This is a genomic window from Azospirillum baldaniorum (assembly GCF_003119195.2).
Lineage (GTDB): Bacteria > Pseudomonadota > Alphaproteobacteria > Azospirillales > Azospirillaceae > Azospirillum > Azospirillum baldaniorum.
The window spans coordinates 1608757-1627734 of the sequence record NZ_CP022253.1; the positions used below are offsets into that span (position 1 = coordinate 1608757).

The window sequence follows — 18978 nt, forward strand, 5'->3', positions numbered from 1 at the left end:
ATTCGCCAGTAATGGGCTGTCGCGCCGGTTGCGTGGCCCTGTGCTTGGACGCAACACCACAAAATACCCTTGCCCAATCGCGTGTGCCTTTTTGAGACGAACGCCACCGCAGTTGATTCAGATCAGCTACAGCCCGTGGGGTTTTCGTTTATCGCTTCCAGCATCCGATTTGCTCAATCATCTGGAAGCAGTGACATGGAAGATACGCGCGTGACCCTTCTCGCCCTCGGCCTGCTGGTCGTGGCGCTCGTCGTGATCCTCGGTTCGGTGGTCCTGTCTCCGGCCACCCTGGTCCTCCTGGCCACGCTCGGCGCCTGGGTGAACCTGACCTATCTGGTCGTCGTCACGCTGATGCGCTGACCCCGCCCGCGGGCGGGGGATCGCAGGGTCCGACCCGCCCGCTGGCTTGCCCGCAGGATGGAAAAATTTCAAATTCGGGCTCGCCCGGTTAATTCCATGACTGGACAGCGCCGATCCGGCGGTTTATCCCAGCGCCGTTTATGACGCCTGTGGAGCACCCGCCATGACCTCCCTCGCCGCCGCCCGCCTGCCGGAGTCGGAACAGCCCCTGCCGGTCGTCCGCAGCGTGGACGATCTCCGCGCCCAGGTTGCCGCCTGGCACCGCGACGGCAAGACGGTGGCCCTGGTGCCGACCATGGGGGCGCTGCACGACGGCCATCTCGCTTTGGTGCGCCGCGCGCGGGAACTGGCCGACCAAGTGGTCGCCAGCGTCTTCGTCAACCCGACCCAGTTCGCCCCGCACGAGGACTTCGACCGCTACCCGCGCGACGAGGCCGGGGATTCGCGCAAGCTCGCCTCGGCGGGCTGCCATCTGCTCTACGCCCCCACGGTGCGCGCGATGTATCCGGAGGGCTTCGCCACGGCCATCTCGGTCGGCGGCCCGGCGGAGGGGCTGTGCGGCACCTTCCGGCCCCAGATGTTCGGCGGCGTCGCCCTGGTCGTGACCAAGCTGTTCCTGCAGGCCCAGCCCGACGTGGCGGTGTTCGGCGAGAAGGACTACCAGCAGCTCATGGTCATCCGCCGCTTCGCCCGCGATCTCGACATCCCGGTGCGGGTGGAGGGGCTGCCGACGGTGCGGGAAGCCGACGGGCTCGCCATGTCCTCGCGCAACGCCTACCTGTCCGCCGATGAGCGCGCCCGCGCGCCGGAGCTGAACCGCGCGCTCCTCGACGCCGCCTCGGCGCTAGCCGGCGGGGCGGAGGCCGCGACGGTCCTGGAGGCGGTTCGGGCGCGCATCACCGCCGCCGGTTTCGGCTCCATCGACTATGTCGAGCTGCGCGACGCCGACACGCTGGTGCCGGTGACCCGCGCGGAGCGTCCGGCGCGTCTGCTGGCCGCCGCCTGGATGGGCAAGGCCCGCCTGATCGACAACGTCCCGGTCCTTCCGGCGTAGCCGCCGGCGTTCCATCCCCGGTCCGCACGCCTGCCCCCGCCACGCGAAGGATCGCAGAGGGGGTGTGGTGTCCTATACTCTCTGGCGACCGCGCTGTTGCGCGCAAGAACCAAGGGAAGGAAGGCACCATGCCGTATGATTCCGTGGACACCGCTCGCCGTCTTGGGTTGAAGGACGCCGAGTTGCTGCGATTCCAGGGCTTCGTCGATGGCCGGTGGATCGACGCCGACAGCGGGAAGACCGTGGAGGTGACCAACCCCGCCGACGGCAGCGTCCTGGGCAGCGTGCCGATGATGGGCGCCGACGAGACGCGCCGGGCCATCGAGGCCGCCGAGCGCGCCTGGCCGGCCTGGCGGGCGCTGACCGCCAAGGAACGAGCGAAGACCCTGCGGACGTGGTTCGACCTGATGATGGCGAACCAGGAGGATATCGCCCGCATCATGACGGCTGAGCAGGGCAAGCCGCTGGCCGAGGCGCGGGGCGAGGTGGCCTACGCCGCGTCCTTCATCGAATGGTTCGCCGAGGAGGGCAAGCGCGTCTACGGCGACACCATCCCGCAGCATCTGCCGGGCCGCCGCATCGTCGTGACCAAGGAGCCGATCGGCGTCACCGCCGCCATCACGCCGTGGAACTTCCCGGCGGCGATGATCACCCGCAAGGCCGGCCCGGCGCTGGCCGCCGGCTGCCCGATGGTCATCAAGCCGGCGACCGCCACCCCGCTGACCGCGCTCGCCATGGCGGTGCTGGCGGAGCGGGCGGGCATTCCGGCGGGCATCCTGAGCGTCGTCACCGGCTCCGCCCGCGCCATTGGCGGCGAGATGACCGGAAACCCGACGGTGCGCAAGCTGACCTTCACCGGCTCCACCGAGATCGGCAAGGAGCTGATGGCCCAATGCGCCGGCACGGTGAAGAAGGTGTCGCTGGAACTGGGCGGCAACGCGCCCTTCCTGGTCTTCAACGACGCCGACCTTGACGAGGCGGTGAAGGGGGCCATCGCGTCGAAGTACCGCAACACCGGCCAGACCTGTGTCTGCGCGAACCGTCTGCTGGTGCAGTCGGGAGTTTACGACGCCTTCGCGGCCAAGCTGGCCGAGGCGGTGAAGGCGCTGAAGGTCGGTCCCGGCCTGACCACCGAAGGGGCGCAGCAAGGGCCGCTGATCGATATGGCGGCGGTGGAGAAGGTCGAGGACCACATCCGCGACGCCACGGAGAAGGGCGCGCGCGTGGTGCTGGGCGGCAAGCGGCACGAACTGGGCGGCAGCTTCTTCGAGCCGACCATCCTCGCCGACGTGACTCCGGCGATGAAGGTGGCGCGCGAGGAAACCTTCGGCCCGGTCGCCCCGCTGTTCCGCTTCGAGACGGAGGAGGAGGCCGTGCGCATGGCCAACGCCACCGAATTCGGTCTGGCCGCCTATTTCTACAGCCGCGACATCGGCCGCGTCTGGCGGGTGGCGGAGGCGCTGGAATACGGCATCGTCGGCATCAACGAGGGCATCATCTCCACCGAGGTCGCCCCCTTCGGCGGCATGAAGGAAAGCGGCATCGGCCGCGAGGGTTCCAAGTACGGCATCGAGGATTACTTGGAAATCAAGTATTTGTGCATGGGCGGCATCGGCGGCTGAATGCCGGGCGCTGATTTCAAGTAAAAAAGCGGGGCTGGTCGCGCGACGCGCTTTGACCGGTCCCGTTTTTTTATCTAGGATAAATCATCGTTAAATATGCCCATGCCCCATCCGGGGAATGATGGGGGAAAGGCGGCCCGTGCGGTTCCTGCTGCGGCGCTCCGATGGGGAATCGGTGTCGTTGATGCCTGTCCTCGTCGCGGTGTTTCTGGTGCTGCTCGCCGCGTTGGGCACCTGGACGGTGGTCTCCGCCAAATCCGGTACGCGAAGCGCCGGTGGCGACCGCAAGGCGCAGAAGACTTACGCGTCCCTGCCGACGATGACCTTCACGCTGGGCGGCAGCGACGCGCGTCTGGTGGACATCCGCGTGCTGCTGGAGATCGAGCCCACCGGGGACCCGAACCCGGCTATGCCCTTCGTTCCGCGCATCGCCGACCAGATGGCCGACCGGCTGCGCCAGATCGAGCCGGGCCAGTTGAACGGGGCCGAGGGCGCCAACCTGATCAAGAGCACCGTGGCGAGCGTGATGAAGCGCGAGGCGCAGGCCATTCGCGTGCGCGAGGTGCTGCTGGAGCGGATGGTGGTGCGGTAGCTGGTGGCATCGCTTGCCCCCACCCTAACCCTCCCCCGCTTCGCAGGGGAGGGAACGGACGCCGCTTTGCAGAAGGCACCCTCCCCTGCGAAAGTGGGGGAGGGTCGGGGTGGGGGCAAGCGGCGCCCCAGGGAAAACGCCTTACTCCGCCGCCGCGCGGCGGTCGGCGTCGCGCTTCAGACGGGCGCGCTTCAACTCTTCGGCCAGCAGGAAGGCCAGTTCCAGCGCCTGGCTGGCGTTCAGCCGCGGGTCGCAGGCGGTGTGGTAGCGCAGCGCCAGCTTGTGGTCGGTGATCGCCTGGGCGCCACCCGTGCACTCCGTCACGTCCTGGCCGGTCAGCTCGAAATGGACGCCGCCGGCGTGGGTGCCCTCGGCCTCGTGCACCGCGAAGAAGTCGCGCGCCTCCGACAGCACCTTCTCCACCGGGCGGGTCTTGTAGCCGCTGGAGGACTTGACGGTGTTGCCATGCATCGGATCGCTGGACCAGACGACGACGCGGCCCTCGCGCTGCACCTTGCGCAGCAGGGGCGGGAACTTCTCCGCCACCTTGTCGGCGCCCATGCGGACGATCAGGGTCAGGCGGCCCGGCTCGTTGGTCGGGTTCAGCAGGTCGATCAGGCGGATCAACTCGTCCGGATCGGTCGTCGGGCCGCACTTCAGGCCGATCGGGTTCTTCACGCCGCGCAGGAACTCCACATGCGCGCCGTCCAGCTGGCGGGTCCGGTCGCCGATCCACAGCATGTGGGCCGAGACGTCGTACCAGTCGCCGGTGGTGCTGTCGACGCGGGTCATCGCCTGCTCGAACGGCAGCAGGAGCGCCTCGTGGCTGGTGAAGAACTCGGTCTCGCGGATCTGCGGGGTGGTCTGGGCGGTGATGCCGCAGGCCGCCATGAAGCCCAGCGTCTCGTCCAGCCGGTTGGCGATCTCGCGGAACTGCTCACCGGCGGGGGAGCGCTCGACGAAGCCCAGCGTCCACTGGTGCACCTTGTGCAGGTCGGCGTAGCCGCCCTGCGAGAAGGCGCGCAGCAGGTTCAGCGTGGCGGCGGCCTGGGTGTAGGCCTGCATCATGCGCTCCGGGTCGGGAACGCGGGCGTCCGGCGTGAAGTCGAAGCCGTTGATGATGTCGCCACGGTAGGACGGAAGCTCGATCCCCTCCAGCACCTCGGTGTCGGCCGAGCGCGGCTTGGCGAACTGCCCGGCCATGCGGCCCACCTTGACCACCGGGATGGCGGCGCCGAAGGTTAGCACGACGGCCATCTGCAGCAGGACGCGGAAGGTGTCGCGGATGTTGTTCGGGTGGAACTCCGCGAAGCTCTCCGCGCAGTCGCCGCCCTGCAGCAGGAAGGCGTTGCCGGCGGCGGCGGCGGCGAGGCTGTCCTTCAGCCGGCGCGCCTCGCCCGCAAAGACCAACGGGGGATAGGAGGACAGGCGCTGCTCGACCGCTTCGACCTTGGACGGGTCCGGATAGGTCGGAAGCTGCTTCGCCGGCTTCGACCTCCAGCTGTCGGGGGACCAACGCTCAACCATGACGCCCGCTCTTTCCTTGTGCTAAGGGTTCCTCTCGAAGGCCGGATGGCGGCCAGAGGGGTACTCTGTATAGCGGTCGCCGGGAAATTTTTCCATAGTTTCGACCGCAACTTCCGCAATGGATGATGCGGCGTCGCGCCCGAAAAAGCGCGCTGGCCGGGGCATCCGGCTGGAGCCTATACAGACGGTTACGCAGGTGTGCGGAAGGGTTGAACGGGTGAAACCATCCTCCTGGGGTCAGGCGGCCTCCGTCTATCTTGACCGGCGCGTTCTGGCCATTCTGTTTCTTGGCTTTTCGGAAGGGCTGCCGCTGGCGCTGACCGGGTCCACCCTGTCGGTCTGGCTGCGCGAGGGCGGCATCAGCAAGACGGCCATTGGCCTGTTCGCGCTGGTCACCATGCCCTACGCGCTGAAGTTCGTCTGGGCGCCGCTGATCGACCGGCTGCGCCTGCCGGTGATGACCCGCCTGTTCGGGCGGCGGCGCGGCTGGGCGCTGGTGGCGCAGGCCGGGCTGATGGCGGCCCTGATCGGGCTGGGCAGCACCAACCCGGTCACGGACATGTGGTGGACCGCCATGCTGGCCGTGGTCGTCGCCTTCTTCTCGGCCAGCCAGGACATCGTGGTCGACGCCTACCGCGTCGAGGTTCTGGAGGAGCACCAGCAGGCCGCGGGTGCGGCCATCCTCGTGCTCGGCTACCGCTTCGGCATGCTGGCGGCGGGGGCGGGGGCTTTGTACCTCGCGGAGTTCTTCGGCTGGCATGTCGCCTACTACGTCATGGCCGGGCTGGTCGCGGTCGGCATGGTGACGATCCTGCTGAACCGCGAGCCGAAGGTCGCGGACACCGCGGAGTCCAAGGCGCGGGAGCAGCATGTGGCCGACTGGCTGGCCGCCCGCCCGCACCTGACGGGCTGGAAGGCGGACCTGCTGGCCTGGATCTACGGCGCCGTCGTGGCGCCCTTCGTGGAGTTCATGACGCGCCCGTCCTGGGCGGCGGTCCTGCTGTTCATCGCCTGCTACAAGCTGGGGGACGTGCTGGCGGGGGTGATGTCGGCGCCCTTCTACGTCGATCTCGGCTTCGAGAAGACGGAGATCGCCAACGTCACCAAGCTGTTCGGCCTATGGGCGACGATCATCGGCGGGCTGATCGGCGGCGTGCTGGTCGGGCGCATCGGCGTGCTGCGCGGGCTGCTGGTCGGCGGGCTGATGCAGATGCTGTCCAACCTCGGCTACGTCATGCTGGCGCAGGTCGGGCACGACGTGTCGGCGCTGGCGGTGACGGTGGCGCTGGAGAATGTTTGCGGCGGCATCGCGACGGCGGCCTTCGTCGCCTACCTGTCCAGCCTGTGCAACACGGCCTACACCGCCACGCAATACGCGCTGCTCAGCAGCTTCTACAAGCTGGGCGGGGACCTGTTCGGGGCGTCGTCCGGCTGGCTGGCCGAGCGGATGGACTGGAGCAGCTTCTTCCTGCTGTCCACCGGCGGGGCGGTGCCGGGGCTGCTGGTTCTGCTGTGGCTGATGACGCGGCCAAGGCGGGACGAGGCGGTCGTGAAGGCCGGAACGTGAGACTTGCCCCCACCCTGGCCCTCCCCCGCTGGGCGGGGGAGGGGAATTGGGGCGTTAGGGGTTACTTCACCGGGGTCATCTTGCCGGAGCCGGGGCCGGCGCCGAGGTCGGCACCCGTCACCGGGTTCACGTCGGTGCGCGACATGGTGCGCTTGGCGGCCTCGTTGACGGCCTTCATCTCTTCCGCCGCCAGCCGGACCGAGGGGTTGCCGTCACCGCCGCTGACCGGGCCCTGGTCGGGGGTGACGTTCACGAACTCCCACTGCTCGCCCTGGTTCCACGGGCCGCGCATGTCGCCGTCGCCCTGGCTCATGTTGTAGTACTTGTCGGTGTATTCGGGGTTGCCCGGCAGCTTGCCCGGCGGGAAGTTGTTCTCGATGGAATAGAGCGCCTTCTCGAACATCTTCTGGTGCGCCACCTCGCGGGTCATCAGGAAGGTCAGCGCGTCCTTCACGCCCGGATCCGGGGTGATGTTGATGAGGCGCTCATAGATGATCTTGGCCCGCGATTCCGCGGCGATGTTGGAGCGCAGGTCGGCGGTCGGCTCGCCGATGCTGTCGATGTAGCCGCCGGTCCACAGCTGCCCCGCGGAGTTGGTCAGGGCCGGGCCGCCGCCGTAGAGCAGGGCCAGCGTGTGGCTGCCGTTGCCCTTGGCGATGTCGGCGTAGAGGTCGGTGACCTCCTCGGCGCCCTCGGCCAGCTTGCCCTTCACGCCCTTGGTCAGCATGGCGACGATGCTGCCGATGATCTCCAGATGGCTCAGTTCCTCGGTCGCGATGTCGATCAGCATGTCCTTGCGGCCCGGGTCCTCGTCGGAAAGGCCCTGCGTGAAGTAGCGCAAGGCCGCCGCCAACTCGCCCTGGGGACCGCCGAACTGTTCCAGCATCAGGCTGGCCAGCTTCGGGTCCGGTTCGGCGACGCGGACCGTGTACATCAGGTTCTTGTTGTGCATGAACATGCGTAGGAGCCCTCCCGCTGCCTGGATGAAGGATGGGAGGCGACGGCTTCCGCGGGGGTGCTTGACCGCCGCCGTGATCGCCGCCGCCATCGTCGTGTGCCCTCAACACAGGCTTCTTAGAAGCGTTCCAGGAAATCAGGCTCCTGACCTTTGGTTTTATGTCCGATCGTCAGGACACCTTCTCGCGCATCAGGACGAACTCCTCCGCGGTAGACGGATGGAGGGCGATGGTGCGGTCGAAATCTCTCTTTGTGGCGCCGCAGTTCAGGGCGATGCCCAGCCCCTGGACGATCTCCGGCGCGTCCATGCCCATCATGTGGCAGCCGAGCACGCGCTGGCTCTCGCCGTCCACAACCAGCTTCATCAGGACGCGCTCGTCGCGGCCCGACATGGTGTGCTTCATCGGGCGGAAGCCCGCCTTGTAGATGTCCACCGTCGCGAATTTCGCCCGCGCCTCCGCCTCGGTCAGGCCGACGGTGCCGAGCGGCGGGATGGAGAAGACGGCGGTCGGGATGTTGGCGTAGCTGATGCTGGTCGGGTTGTCGTTGAACAGCGTCTCGACGAAGGCCCGCCCCTCGGCGATGGCGACAGGGGTCAGGGCCATGCGGTCGGTGACGTCGCCGACGGCGAAGATGTTGTCCACGCTGGTGCGCGAATACTCGTCCACCCGGATCGCCCCGGCGTCGTCCAGCGCGACGCCGGCGGCCTCCAGCCCGAGGTCGCGCGTGTTGGGACGGCGCCCGGTCGCCGCCATGACGAGGCCGGCGGAATGCTCCCGCCCCAGCTGGTCGGTGACGGTGAAGCCGCCGGGGCCATCCTCGACCTTCACCGGCTGGGTGCGGGTGAGGATGGTGATGCCGCGCTTGCGCATCTCCTGGGCCAGGGCGACGCGGATGTCGTCGTCGAAGCCGTTCAGAAGCTCCTCGCCGCGGATCATGATCGTGACCTCGGCGCCCAGGCCGCGGAAGATCCCGGCGAACTCCACGGCGATGTAGCCACCGCCCAGGATGATGACGGAGTGGGGCAGGGTGCCGAGCTGCAACGCCTCGTTGGAGGTGACGGCGTGCTCGATCCCCGGAATCTTGGGCAGCGCCGGCCAGCCACCGGTGGCGACCAGGATGTTCTTCGCGGTGTAGCGCTGGTTGGCGACCTCCACCGTGTGGCGGTCGATCAGCCGTCCGAAGCCGGTGTGCAGGGTGACTCCGGAGTTCTCCAGCATCTTGATGTAGATGCCGTTCAGCCGGTCGATCTCCGCGTCCTTGCGCCCTATCAGCGTCGCCCAGTCGAAGGCCGGCATGGTGGTGGACCAGCCATAGGCGCTGGAGTCCTCGAAGGCGTCGCGGAACTGGGCGGCGTAGACCAGCAGTTTCTTCGGCACGCAGCCGCGGATGACGCAGGTGCCGCCGACCCGGCTGCCTTCGCAGATGGCGACCTTGGCCCCCATGGCCGCGGCCCGCCGGCTGGCCGCGACGCCGCCGGAGCCGGCACCGATGGTGAACAGGTCGAAATCGAACTCGGCCACGGCCGTCTCCTTGCAATCCCAAGATCCGAACGGGACAGGAGTGTTCCCCATTCCGGAACGCCTGTCGAGCGTTGGCCGAGATGGCGGATCAGGGCGGCTGGCTGGCTTTCCCTCAGCGCATGACGAGTTCCTGGACCAGCACCTGCCGGATCTTCATCGCGCCGAGTTCCTTCGCGGCGGTGCGCATCACCGCGTCCTTGATGTAGAAGGCGCCGTTGCGCCCGCGAAGCTCGCCGGGGTCGGTGTCCAGCATCACGTTGGTCATGGCGCTGGCGATCCGTGGCCCATAGCTCTCCACCGTCTTGACCGGGGCGGTCGGCTCCATGTCCAGCACCACGCGGACCCGCAGCTCGCGCAGCCGGTCGCCGTCGCTCAGCGTGAAGATCATCGCCGGCAGCCGCGCGTAATTGGCGGCGGTCCGCAGCGTGTCCCCCACCACGCGCCCGGCCTGCGCCGTGCCGGGCTTCAGCAGGAAGGCCCCGCCGGTGCCCGCGGCGGCCAGCCCGGCCATGGTGCAGAGAAGCCCGACCACCACCCGCCGGCTCAGGCGATCCAGCGTCGAGGGGGCTGCCGTCGAGGGGCCTGCCGCAATGTTCGGCGCGTTCTGGCGGATTGTCCGGCTCATGCCGACCTCGTCGCTTTTCCCGGCACCGAAAGGGGGTGGTGCCTGTTCTTGGGTGTATGGTGGATGGGTAAAAGGAAGTCGTCAAATACAGGTATTTTATACTTTTTGATGACAGCGCATTACAGTCAGGAACTGCGCATCTCTTCTCAGCTTCTTTGTGTTTGAAATGCGCCGGATTTCGTATTGTATTTTCGGTAAATCACCATTGCTTGCGGCGGTTGGCCGAAGCGGATGAAGCCTCTTCCACCGGAGGGCCGGGGCGTATAATGCTGGTTTCTCAGTCGGATTGCCGTTCCCGCCGCGGGAGCGGCCTCCGGATGGGGCCATCGTGAAGGGCAAGAGCGGGAAGACAAGGACATCGCCATGGACGAGACCAGGAACCAGCCGCCGGCCAGTCACACGCCCGCCAGCCATCCGCCCGCGTCGGCCATCACCGAATGGACCGACACCTATTTCAAGCGGACCAAGGAGGCGGTCGGGAAATTCGGTGACAAGAAGGTCACCTACGCCATCTTCATGCGCCGCCCTGTGGTCTGCGCGCCGCGACTCGCCATCGAATGGCTGGAGGCGGTGGCGCGGGAGCGCGGGTTCGACCTCGACATCGTCCTGAACTATCCGGAAGGAAAGTGGGTCGGTGCGGGCGAGCCGATCCTCTACATCACCGGCTCCTTCTACCATCTGGTCGACACCGAGACGATCATCCTCCAGAAGCTCGGCCCCGCCTGCGTCGGCGCCTACAACGCCTTCACCATGTGCGCCGACCTGCCGAAGACCGCCTTCCTCGCCATGGAGGCGCGCCACTGCGCCGGCACGGAAATGGAGGAGATGATGGCCTACGCCGCCTCGGTCGGGTCGGACCGGGCGAAGCGCAAGGTCGGCGCCAAGGGCTTCATCGGCAACGCCACCGACGCCACCGCCCATTTCTTCGGCCAGAAGAAGGGCATGGGCACGATGCCGCACGCGCTGATCGGCTACGCCGGATCGACCGTGCGGGCGGCGGAGATGTTCCACGAGACCTTCCCCGAACTGCCGCTGACCGTCCTGGTCGATTACTTCGGGCGCGAGGTGACCGATGCGCTGGAGGTCTGCCGCCGCTTCCCCGGCCTCGCCGCGCAGGGCAAGCTGGCGGTGCGGCTCGACACGCCGGGCGGGCGCTTCCTGGAAGGGCTGGACCCGCCGGGCTCCTACGCGGTGCTGGAGCGGCACGCCCCCCACTCCATCCGCGGTTATCGCGACGAGACGCAGCTCCGCTATCTGATCGGCACCGGCGTGTCGGCGGCGGCGATCCATTTCATGCGCGAGAAGCTGGACGAGGCCGGTTTCCCGGCGGTGAAGATCGTCGCCAGCTCCGGCTTCGGCCCGGCGAAGTGCCGCCTGATGGCGGAGGCCAACGCCCCCGTCGACATCATCGGCACCGGCAGCTATCTGCCCGAGCGCTGGACCGAGACCTACGCCACCGCCGACATCATCGAGTACGACGGCGAGAAGCGCGTGAAGGTCGGCCGCGAGTTCCTGTTCCGCAAGTAGCATCGTCGGTCCGCACGAAGAACGCCCCTCCGCCGGCCGTGCCGCGGAGGGGCTTTTGCGTTCAGCGGGTCAGCACCATCACCAGCCGTTCGACCGGCGTGTTGTTGACGAGGTGCGAGTCGACGATCTCGTCGATGTCCTCAGGCGTTTCCGGGCGGTACCACAGCCCCTCCGGATAGACCACCATCAGCGGCCCGGCGGAGCAGAAGCCGAGACAACCGGTCCAGGCCATGCCGACGTCCAGCAGCCCCTTGGCCTGGATGCGCTGGCCGAGCTGCTCCCACAGCGGGTGGGCGTTCTTCGCCGCGCAGCTCCCGCGCGGGTGGCCGGGCGGGCGCTGCTGGGCGCAACAAAAGACGTGGTGGCGGAACACCTGAGGCAGGTCGAGGGACATCGAAGGCTCCATAGGCCATAATTTAATTATGGTTATAGAGCTTGCTGCGGTGCAGCGCCACCGTTTAAAACGATTCCAATGTCTCAGCTGTCCTATTCATCAGGCATCCTCTGCCAGCCGCAGGCCGGTGAAGGACAAACGGGATTCCGGCCGCAGGTAATGCCGGGTCGTCGGGTTGGCGTGGTCGAAGGGGGTGACGCAGCTGCCGCCCCGCAGCACCATGCGGTTGATCATGAAGCGGCCATGGACGGCCTCGTCCACACCGTCCGGCAGGCGATAGCCGGGGTAGGGGGTGAAGGGGCTGCGCGTCCATTCCCACACGTCGCCGAACAATTGCCAGGGGCCGTCGCCGTGGCAGGTGCTGGGGCGCGGGTGGCGGTGGCCGGTGCCCAGCAGGTTGCCCATGCTGTCGCAGCGCGACGCCACGGCCTCCCACTCGGCCTCCTCGGGCAGGCGCTTGCCGGCCCAGCGGGCGAAGGCGTCGGCCTCGAACCAGCTGACATGGCAGACCGGCTCGGCGGGATCGAGCGCGCGCATGCCGTAGAGGGTGAAGATCTGCCACGCGCCGTCGCGCCATTCCCAATAGAGCGGGGCCTGCCAACCCTCGGTCTGCACCGCCTCCCAGCCATCGGCGAGCCAGAGCGAACGCTTCGCGTAGCCGCCGTCCTCGATGAAGTCGCGGAAGGCGCCGCAGGACACCGGCAGGGCGGCGAGGCGGAAGGGCCCCAGATGGACGCGGTGGCGCGGCCCCTCATGGTCGAATCCGGCTCCGGCTTCCGTCCGCCCGATCTCGACCATGCCCCCCTCATGCTCGATCCAGCGTTCGGGCTGCGGCGGAGCCGGCACGGCCTGCGGCGGCTGGTCGTAGGCGGGGCGCAGGGGGTTGCTCCAGAAGGCGTGCTTGATGTGGGTCAGCAGCCGTTCCTGGTGGCGCCGCTCGTGCGTGATGCCGACGATCACGCGGTCGGCGATCTCCGGCAGTTCCGCCTCTTCGGCCTGGTTCAGCAGGTGCAGCACCGCGGCGTTCACATGGTCGCGGTAGCGCATCACCTCCGCCGCGTTGGGCCGGGAAAGCAGGCGCAGGGTGGGGGAGGGAAGCTGGTGGCTGCCGAAGCGGTCGTCGCGCGCGGCGAACAGCGTCAGAAAGGCTGGATCGAAGGGGCGGTAACCGGGGTTGCAGGGCACCAGGACGGTGGTTTCGAACAGCCACGTCGTGTGGGCGAGGTGCCATTTGGCCGGGGCGCCATCGGCCACCGACTGGACCATCAGGTCTTCGGGCGACAAGGGGGCCGCGAGTTCGGCGGTGCGGGCGCGGATCTTCTGGAAACGGGTGGAAAGGGCTTGGCGAAGGGCGTCGCCGGACGGCTGGGCGTGCGTGGCGAGATGGGTGTCGGGCACGGGGGAACCTCCCTGCGGGAGCGGGTTTTCCGCGGCGGGAACGGCGCGGGAACGCGCCCGGACTCCGCCGGAGAAACAACAGATCCATTGTGCCGCATGGTCCAACCATCCTGGGTGGCGCATCGGAGGGGGGCTTTCTCCGAATTCGCGCATCGCACCCGCGGTGGAACCGTGGTCAGGCGTCCACCACCAGATGCGGACGGAAGGCGCCTTCGAGCGTCAGGAGAAGGCGCAGATACACGGCAACGCGCCGCGATGTCGTCGTCCGCTGCTCCAGGCAATCGCGGAGCTGGTTGGCGAGCGCCACATTCTCCGCCGTCTGCCCGGGCGGAAGCGCCGGGTGCGTCGGCGCCGCCATGCCGACGATGTGGTCATGGTCGACCGAATGGGCCGCGACGGCCTTTTCGAGGAGCGCCGCCGCGATGCGTTCGATGTCCTCATCTGGTGGCGGCTGGGCGAGGTTGGGGGCGAGGTGGGGCGGCGGACGGCGGTTCGCGAGCTGCGCGCGCAGGTTCTGCTTGATGCGTGCCCGCTGCCCGGCGTTCAGCGTGTCCAGCTCATCGATTTCGTCGAACAGCAGATCGTAGAGGCGTCGCCGCTTGTGGTTGGCCTCGTCCTGGTCGCGTCGCTCCTGCTGCTCGCGCTCCTGCTGTTGCAGGTCCTGCCGATTCTGTCGCCGTTTCCTGCGGTCGGTCGCGCTGCCGGTGCGCTCCACCACGCCGGCCGAGCGGACCAGGGGTTCCGGGCGTCCGATCGATCCGTCGGTCATGGCGACCTCCACCGAAAGTGGCTGGGACTGTTCAGTGTACCAACTGTCGCGATTCTGTCAAGGTGACGCTTTGACGTGCGGCGAAGGACCTGTTTCAGGTGAGCGTTGTTCACCCGAACACGCGGCGTACTCGTTTGTCAGGGGCGTGGCTCGGGCTCGACAGTGGGGCATCCCAAACGCAGGACAAAAGGAACGCGCCATGCCCCTGACGACCAAACACGCCGACCCCGCCAACCCCGTGCTGTGCGTCACCGCCGGGGGGATCGCCACCCTCACCCTGAACCGCCCCGCCAAGCTGAACGCCATCAGCACGGCGCTGGCCGCCGCCATGCTCGACACGCTGGATGCGCTGGAGGTCGACGCTGCGGTGCGGGCCATCATCGTCACCGGCGCCGGGGAGCGGGCCTTCTCCGCCGGGGCGGACATCGCGGAGTTCACCCCAGCCGTCCGGCGGGGACCGGAGGCCGCGGTGCGCGCCTTCCGGCCCGGCCAGACCCTGTGCGCGCGGATCGAGTCCTTCCCCAAGCCCATCATCGCCGCGGTCAACGGCATCTGCTACGGCGGCGGCTGCGAGATTCTGGAGGCGTCACACCTCGCCGTCGCCAGCGAGCGGGCGAGTTTCTCCAAGGCGGAGATCAGGCTCGGCATGATGCCGACCTTCGGCGGGACGCAGCGGCTTCCCCGCAACGCTGGGCGCAAGCGGGCGCTGGAATGGCTGCTGACCGGCGACACCTTCCCGCCCGCGATGGCGCTGGCGGTCGGGCTGGTCAATCAGGTGGTGCCCCACGACGCGCTGCTGCCCGCCGCCTTCGAACTGGCCGGGCGCATCGTCCGGCATTCCCCGGCGGCGGTGTCCGGCATCCTTGGGGCGGTGACCCGCGGGCTGAACATGACCATCGGCGAAGGGTTGGCGGTGGAGACCGAGCGCTTCGCCCGGCTGGCACCGGGGGCCGACCTGCGCGACGGGCTGGAGGCGTGGCTGGCGCGCTGAATCACGCTCCTTCCGGGGGATCGTCCGGCATTTCGGTTTGCGCGGGGGCGTGCCGGTGTGCAGGATGCGGGGGTGGATGTGGACCGCTCCGCCCCCTATCTTCCGGGGCCGGGGCTTTTTGGCGTGGATGGCATGAGCGACGAGAACACCCTGTCCGAGAGCGGCGAGTCCCTGGAAAACCGGCGCAAGCGGCTGCGCTTCCGGTCGTGGCACCGCGGCATGCGCGAGATGGACCTGCTGATCGGCAGCTTCGCCGACGCCCATGTCCCGGACTTCGACCACGCGCAGCTCGACCGCTACGAGGCGCTGCTCGAACTCAGCGACCCGGACCTCTACAACTGGTACGCCGGGCGCGAGCCGCTGCCCGCCGAGCATGACACCGACGTCATGCAGCTGTTGACCAAGTTCCGCTACACGCCCCGTCAGGGGTCCTGAGGCCCGATCCTTGCCCAACTTCGAACAGTTGCAGCCGGGACGCTCCGGCCGCCTTCTGGTCGGCGGCGCCCCCGCCGGTCATGACGCCCGCGTCCTCGCCGACCTCGCCAAGCGAGCGGGGAGCGCCGGACTCCTCCACGTCGCGCTCGACGACACCCGCGCCGCCCAGCTGGCGGAGGCGCTGGCCTTCTTCGCGCCTTCGCTGGAGGTGCAGGTGTTCCCGGCCTGGGACTGCCTGCCCTACGACCGGGTGTCGCCCAACGGCGGCATCGTGGCGAAGCGCATCGACACGCTGACCCGCCTGCTGGCGCGCAAGGCGGACGCCGCGCCGCTGGTCGTGCTGACCACCGTCAACGCCATGGTGCAGAAGGTGCCGCCCCGCGCCGCTTTCCGCGACGCGGTGTTCTCGGCGAAGCTGCGCGACCGGATCGATCTGGAGAAGCTGCAGCGCTATCTGGCCGGCAACGGCTACACCCGCGCCCAGACGGTGCGCGAGCCGGGCGAGTTCGCCGTGCGCGGCGGCATCGTCGATCTGTTCCCGCCGGGCACCGACGAGCCGCTGCGCCTCGACCTGTTCGGCGATGAGCTGGAGGCCGTGCGCAGCTTCGACCCCATGTCGCAACGCACCACCGACAAGCGCGACGGCATCGACCTGAAGCCGATGTCGGAAGTCTTCCTCGACGAGGCCGGCATCGCCCGCTTCCGCTCCGGCTACCGGGAGCTGTTCGGCGCCGTCACCGACGACGACCCGCTCTACGAGGCGATCAGCGCCGGGCGCAAGTACGGCGGCATGGAGCACTGGCTACCGCTGTTCCACGAGACGATGGAATCGCTGCTGGCCTACATGCCCAAGGCCATCCTGTCGCTGGACCATCAGGCGACGGAGGCGCGCGATTCGCGCATCGCTCAGGTGGTGGACTTCCACGCCTCCCGCGAGAGCATGATCGTCATCGAGAAGCGGACGGGCTCGCCGGTCTACAAGCCGGTGCCGGTCGGCATGATGTTCCTCGACGCCCAGGCCTGGGACGACCTGTTCGCTGCCCACGCCGTGGCGCAGCTCCAGCCCTTCGGCACGCCGCCGGGCATCAAGGGCACGCTGGACGCCGGTGGGCGCCGCGGCCATGACTTCGCCGAGGAGCGGGCGCGCCCCGACGTCAACGTCTTCGAGGCGGTGAAGGACCACATCCGCGCGTTGCGGGCCGACGGGCGGCGCGTGCTGGTGGCCGGCTATTCCGCGGGCTCCCGCGACCGTCTGATGACGGTGCTGGGCGACCACGGCATTCCGGGGCTGGAGCCGGCGGAGAGCATCGAGGACGTCCGCCGCTTCGACCGCAACATCATCGGCATGATCGTGCTGGGGATGGAGCACGGCTTCACCTCCGCCGACATGGCCGTCATCACCGAGCAGGACATCCTCGGCGACCGCCTCGTCCGCCCGGCGGCGAAGAAGAAGCGCAAGGCCGCCAACTTCATCGCCGAATACACGGCGCTGGCCTCGGGCGACCTCGTGGTGCACATGGACCACGGCATCGGGCGCTACGACGGGTTGGAGACGCTTGAGGTGTCCGGCGCGCCGCACGACTGCCTGCGGCTGATCTACGAGGGGGGCGACAAGCTCTACGTCCCCGTCGAGAACATCGAGGTGCTGACCCGCTACGGGTCGGAGGACGCGCACGCGCAGCTCGACAAGCTGGGCGGGGCCGGCTGGCAGGGCCGCAAAGCCCGCGTCAAGAAGCGCCTGAAGGACATGGCCGAGGCGCTGCTGAAGATCGCCGCCGAGCGCATGCTGAAGAAAGCCGATCCGGTCTACACGCCGGAGGGCGTCTATCAGGAATTCGCCGCGCGCTTCCCCTATCCGGAGACCGACGACCAGCTGAAGGTGATCGAGGAGGTCTTCACCGACCTCGGCTCGGGCCGTCCGATGGACCGGCTGGTCTGCGGCGACGTCGGCTTCGGCAAGACGGAGGTGGCGCTGCGCGCCGCCTTCCTCGTCGCCATGAGCGGCCAGCAGGTCGCCGTGGTGGTGCCGACCACGCTTCTGGCGCGGCAGCACTTCAAGACCTTCACCACCCGCTTCGCGGGGCTGCCGCTGCGCATCGTCCAGCTCTCCCGCATGGTCACCGCCAAGGAGCAGACCAAGGTCAAGCAGGAGCTGACGGAGGGCACTGCCGACATCGTCATCGGCACCCACGCGCTGCTCGGCAAGGGCGTGCAGTTCAAGCAGCTCGGCATGGTCATCGTCGACGAGGAGCAGCATTTCGGCGTGAAGCAGAAGGAGCGGCTGAAGGAGCTGCGCGCCGACGTGCATGTCCTGACGCTGACCGCCACGCCGATCCCGCGCACGCTCCAGATGGCGCTGTCCGGCGTGCGTGAGCTGTCGCTGATCGCCACCCCGCCGGTGGACCGCTTGGCGGTGCGCACCTTTGTGCTGCCCTACGACCCGGTGGTGGTGCGCGAGGCCATCCTGCGCGAGCATTACCGGGGCGGCCAGACCTTCTACGTCTGCCCTCGCGTGGAGGACCTGCCCAAGGTCGCCGAGCGGGTGCGCGAGCTGGTGCCCGAGGTGAAGATCGTCACCGCCCACGGCCAGATGCCCGCCAGCGAGCTGGAGGAGGTGATGACCGCCTTCGACGAGGGCAAGTTCGAGGTGCTGCTCGCCACCAACATCATCGAGAGCGGCATCGACATTCCCAACGCCAACACGCTGATCGTGCACCGGGCGGACATGTTCGGCCTGGCGCAGCTCTACCAGATCCGCGGGCGCGTCGGCCGCTCGAAGGTGCGCGGCTACGCCTACCTCACCTACGCGCCGAACAAGCCGCTGACCGGCACGGCACAGCAGCGGCTGCACGTCATCGAGACGCTGGACAGCCTGGGCGCCGGCTTCCAGCTGGCCAGCCACGACATGGACATCCGCGGCGCCGGCAACCTGTTGGGCGAAGAGCAGTCGGGCCACGTCAAGGAGGTCGGCGTCGAGCTGTACCAGCACATGCTGGAGGAGGCCGTCGCCAACGCCCGCGCCGGCATGGACGGGCAGGTGCCGAGCGGCGCGGAGGACCAGCCCTGGACCCCGCAGATCAACCTGGGCACGCCGGTGCTGATCCCGGAGGAGTATGTCCCCGACCTGACGGTGCGCCTGTCGCTCTACCGCCGCATCGCCGATCTGGTGGACCGGGCGGAGATCGACGGCTTCGCGGCGGAGTTGATCGACCGTTTTGGCAAGCTGCCGGGCGAGGTGGAGAACCTGCTCGACGTGGTGACCATCAAGCAGCTCTGCCGTCAGGCGGGGGTGGAGCGGGTGGACGCCGGGCCGAAGGGCGCCGTGCTGACTTTCCGCAACAACAGCTACGCCGAGCCGGCCAAGCTGCTGACCTACATCAGCCAGCAGATCAGCCTGATGAAGCTGCGGCCCGACCACAAGCTGGTCTACACGCGCGAATGGGCCGACGAGGCTCAGCGGGTGCGTGGTGTCAACCGGCTGATGAGCGATCTGGCGCAGATGGCCGGCGGCGGCGCCGTGCCGAAGGGCGAGGCGCCGCCTCCTCCGCCACCCCCGCCGCCGCGCCCCAGCGCGCTGAAGGCCGGGTCGAAGTTCGGGCGGAACATCCCCTCGCGTCCCTTCGGGCGGCGCTGAGGC

General features: G+C 68.5%; 16 protein-coding genes. 9 read left to right on the forward strand and 7 right to left on the reverse strand.

Annotated elements, in window-relative coordinates; all coding sequences use genetic code 11:
• The first annotated feature begins 195 nt into the window (after positions 1-195).
• From Sp245p_RS07545 to Sp245p_RS07560, 4 genes are all read left to right on the forward strand, one after another.
• A complete protein-coding gene (locus Sp245p_RS07545) occupies positions 196-360 on the forward strand; it encodes a hypothetical protein (RefSeq protein WP_014240656.1) in 165 nt (54 codons plus the stop codon).
• Positions 361-523: 163 nt separating this feature from the next.
• A complete protein-coding gene (gene panC / locus Sp245p_RS07550) occupies positions 524-1414 on the forward strand; it encodes a pantoate--beta-alanine ligase (RefSeq protein WP_014240657.1) in 891 nt (296 codons plus the stop codon).
• A gap of 128 nt (positions 1415-1542) precedes the next feature.
• Entirely contained in the window at positions 1543-3036 is a 1494-nt protein-coding gene (gene gabD / locus Sp245p_RS07555) for an NADP-dependent succinate-semialdehyde dehydrogenase (protein ID WP_014240658.1), read from the forward strand.
• A gap of 184 nt (positions 3037-3220) precedes the next feature.
• The gene (locus Sp245p_RS07560) at positions 3221-3628 is read left to right on the forward strand and encodes a flagellar basal body-associated FliL family protein (protein ID WP_109138604.1); all 408 of its coding nucleotides are present in this window, start codon (positions 3221-3223) and stop codon (positions 3626-3628) included.
• 141 nt (positions 3629-3769) lie between these two features.
• Here the strand turns inward: Sp245p_RS07560 and Sp245p_RS07565 are convergent, their stop codons facing one another.
• Positions 3770-5155: a class II 3-deoxy-7-phosphoheptulonate synthase gene (locus tag Sp245p_RS07565; protein ID WP_014240660.1), complete on the reverse strand. Its 1386-nt coding sequence runs from the start codon at positions 5153-5155 to the stop codon at positions 3770-3772.
• Between the two features lie 217 nt (positions 5156-5372).
• Here Sp245p_RS07565 and Sp245p_RS07570 point away from each other — a divergent pair, with 217 nt between their 5' ends.
• Complete coding sequence (locus Sp245p_RS07570) at positions 5373-6722, forward strand: AmpG family muropeptide MFS transporter (protein WP_014240661.1); 1350 nt, start codon at positions 5373-5375, stop codon at positions 6720-6722.
• A gap of 61 nt (positions 6723-6783) precedes the next feature.
• On the opposite strand, the gene Sp245p_RS07575 is transcribed toward Sp245p_RS07570, so the two are convergent.
• The 3 genes from Sp245p_RS07575 to Sp245p_RS07585 all read right to left on the reverse strand — a co-directional run bounded on the left by Sp245p_RS07575 (position 6784) and on the right by Sp245p_RS07585 (position 9827).
• A complete protein-coding gene (locus Sp245p_RS07575; RefSeq protein WP_014240662.1) occupies positions 6784-7680 on the reverse strand; it encodes a manganese catalase family protein in 897 nt (298 codons plus the stop codon).
• A 169-nt stretch (positions 7681-7849) separates the two neighbouring features.
• Complete coding sequence (gene gor, locus Sp245p_RS07580) at positions 7850-9202, reverse strand: glutathione-disulfide reductase (RefSeq protein WP_014240663.1); 1353 nt, start codon at positions 9200-9202, stop codon at positions 7850-7852.
• Positions 9203-9314: 112 nt separating this feature from the next.
• A complete protein-coding gene (locus tag Sp245p_RS07585; protein ID WP_014240664.1) occupies positions 9315-9827 on the reverse strand; it encodes a flagellar basal body-associated FliL family protein in 513 nt (170 codons plus the stop codon).
• 363 nt (positions 9828-10190) lie between these two features.
• Here Sp245p_RS07585 and Sp245p_RS07590 point away from each other — a divergent pair, with 363 nt between their 5' ends.
• The gene (locus tag Sp245p_RS07590; protein WP_014240665.1) at positions 10191-11354 is read left to right on the forward strand and encodes a nicotinate phosphoribosyltransferase; all 1164 of its coding nucleotides are present in this window, start codon (positions 10191-10193) and stop codon (positions 11352-11354) included.
• 61 nt (positions 11355-11415) lie between these two features.
• Here Sp245p_RS07590 and Sp245p_RS07595 read toward each other — a convergent pair whose 3' ends face one another.
• From Sp245p_RS07595 to Sp245p_RS07605, 3 genes are all read right to left on the reverse strand, one after another.
• On the reverse strand, positions 11416-11748 hold the full coding sequence (locus tag Sp245p_RS07595; RefSeq protein WP_014240666.1) for a (2Fe-2S) ferredoxin domain-containing protein: 333 nt from the start codon (positions 11746-11748) through the stop codon (positions 11416-11418).
• Between the two features lie 99 nt (positions 11749-11847).
• Positions 11848-13146 carry an ergothioneine biosynthesis protein EgtB gene (gene egtB / locus Sp245p_RS07600; RefSeq protein WP_014240667.1) on the reverse strand — a complete coding sequence of 433 codons (1299 nt, stop codon included), beginning with the start codon at positions 13144-13146 and terminating at the stop codon, positions 11848-11850.
• Between the two features lie 175 nt (positions 13147-13321).
• Complete coding sequence (locus Sp245p_RS07605) at positions 13322-13915, reverse strand: hypothetical protein (protein ID WP_014240668.1); 594 nt, start codon at positions 13913-13915, stop codon at positions 13322-13324.
• Positions 13916-14114: 199 nt separating this feature from the next.
• Here Sp245p_RS07605 and Sp245p_RS07610 point away from each other — a divergent pair, with 199 nt between their 5' ends.
• The 3 genes from Sp245p_RS07610 (at position 14115) to mfd (ending at position 18975) form a co-directional block, all read left to right on the forward strand.
• Positions 14115-14906 carry a crotonase/enoyl-CoA hydratase family protein gene (locus Sp245p_RS07610; protein WP_014240669.1) on the forward strand — a complete coding sequence of 264 codons (792 nt, stop codon included), beginning with the start codon at positions 14115-14117 and terminating at the stop codon, positions 14904-14906.
• A 132-nt stretch (positions 14907-15038) separates the two neighbouring features.
• Complete coding sequence (locus tag Sp245p_RS07615; RefSeq protein WP_038530795.1) at positions 15039-15341, forward strand: FAD assembly factor SdhE; 303 nt, start codon at positions 15039-15041, stop codon at positions 15339-15341.
• Between the two features lie 10 nt (positions 15342-15351).
• Positions 15352-18975: a transcription-repair coupling factor gene (gene mfd, locus Sp245p_RS07620; protein ID WP_109138441.1), complete on the forward strand. Its 3624-nt coding sequence runs from the start codon at positions 15352-15354 to the stop codon at positions 18973-18975.
• Positions 18976-18978 lie beyond the last annotated feature (3 nt).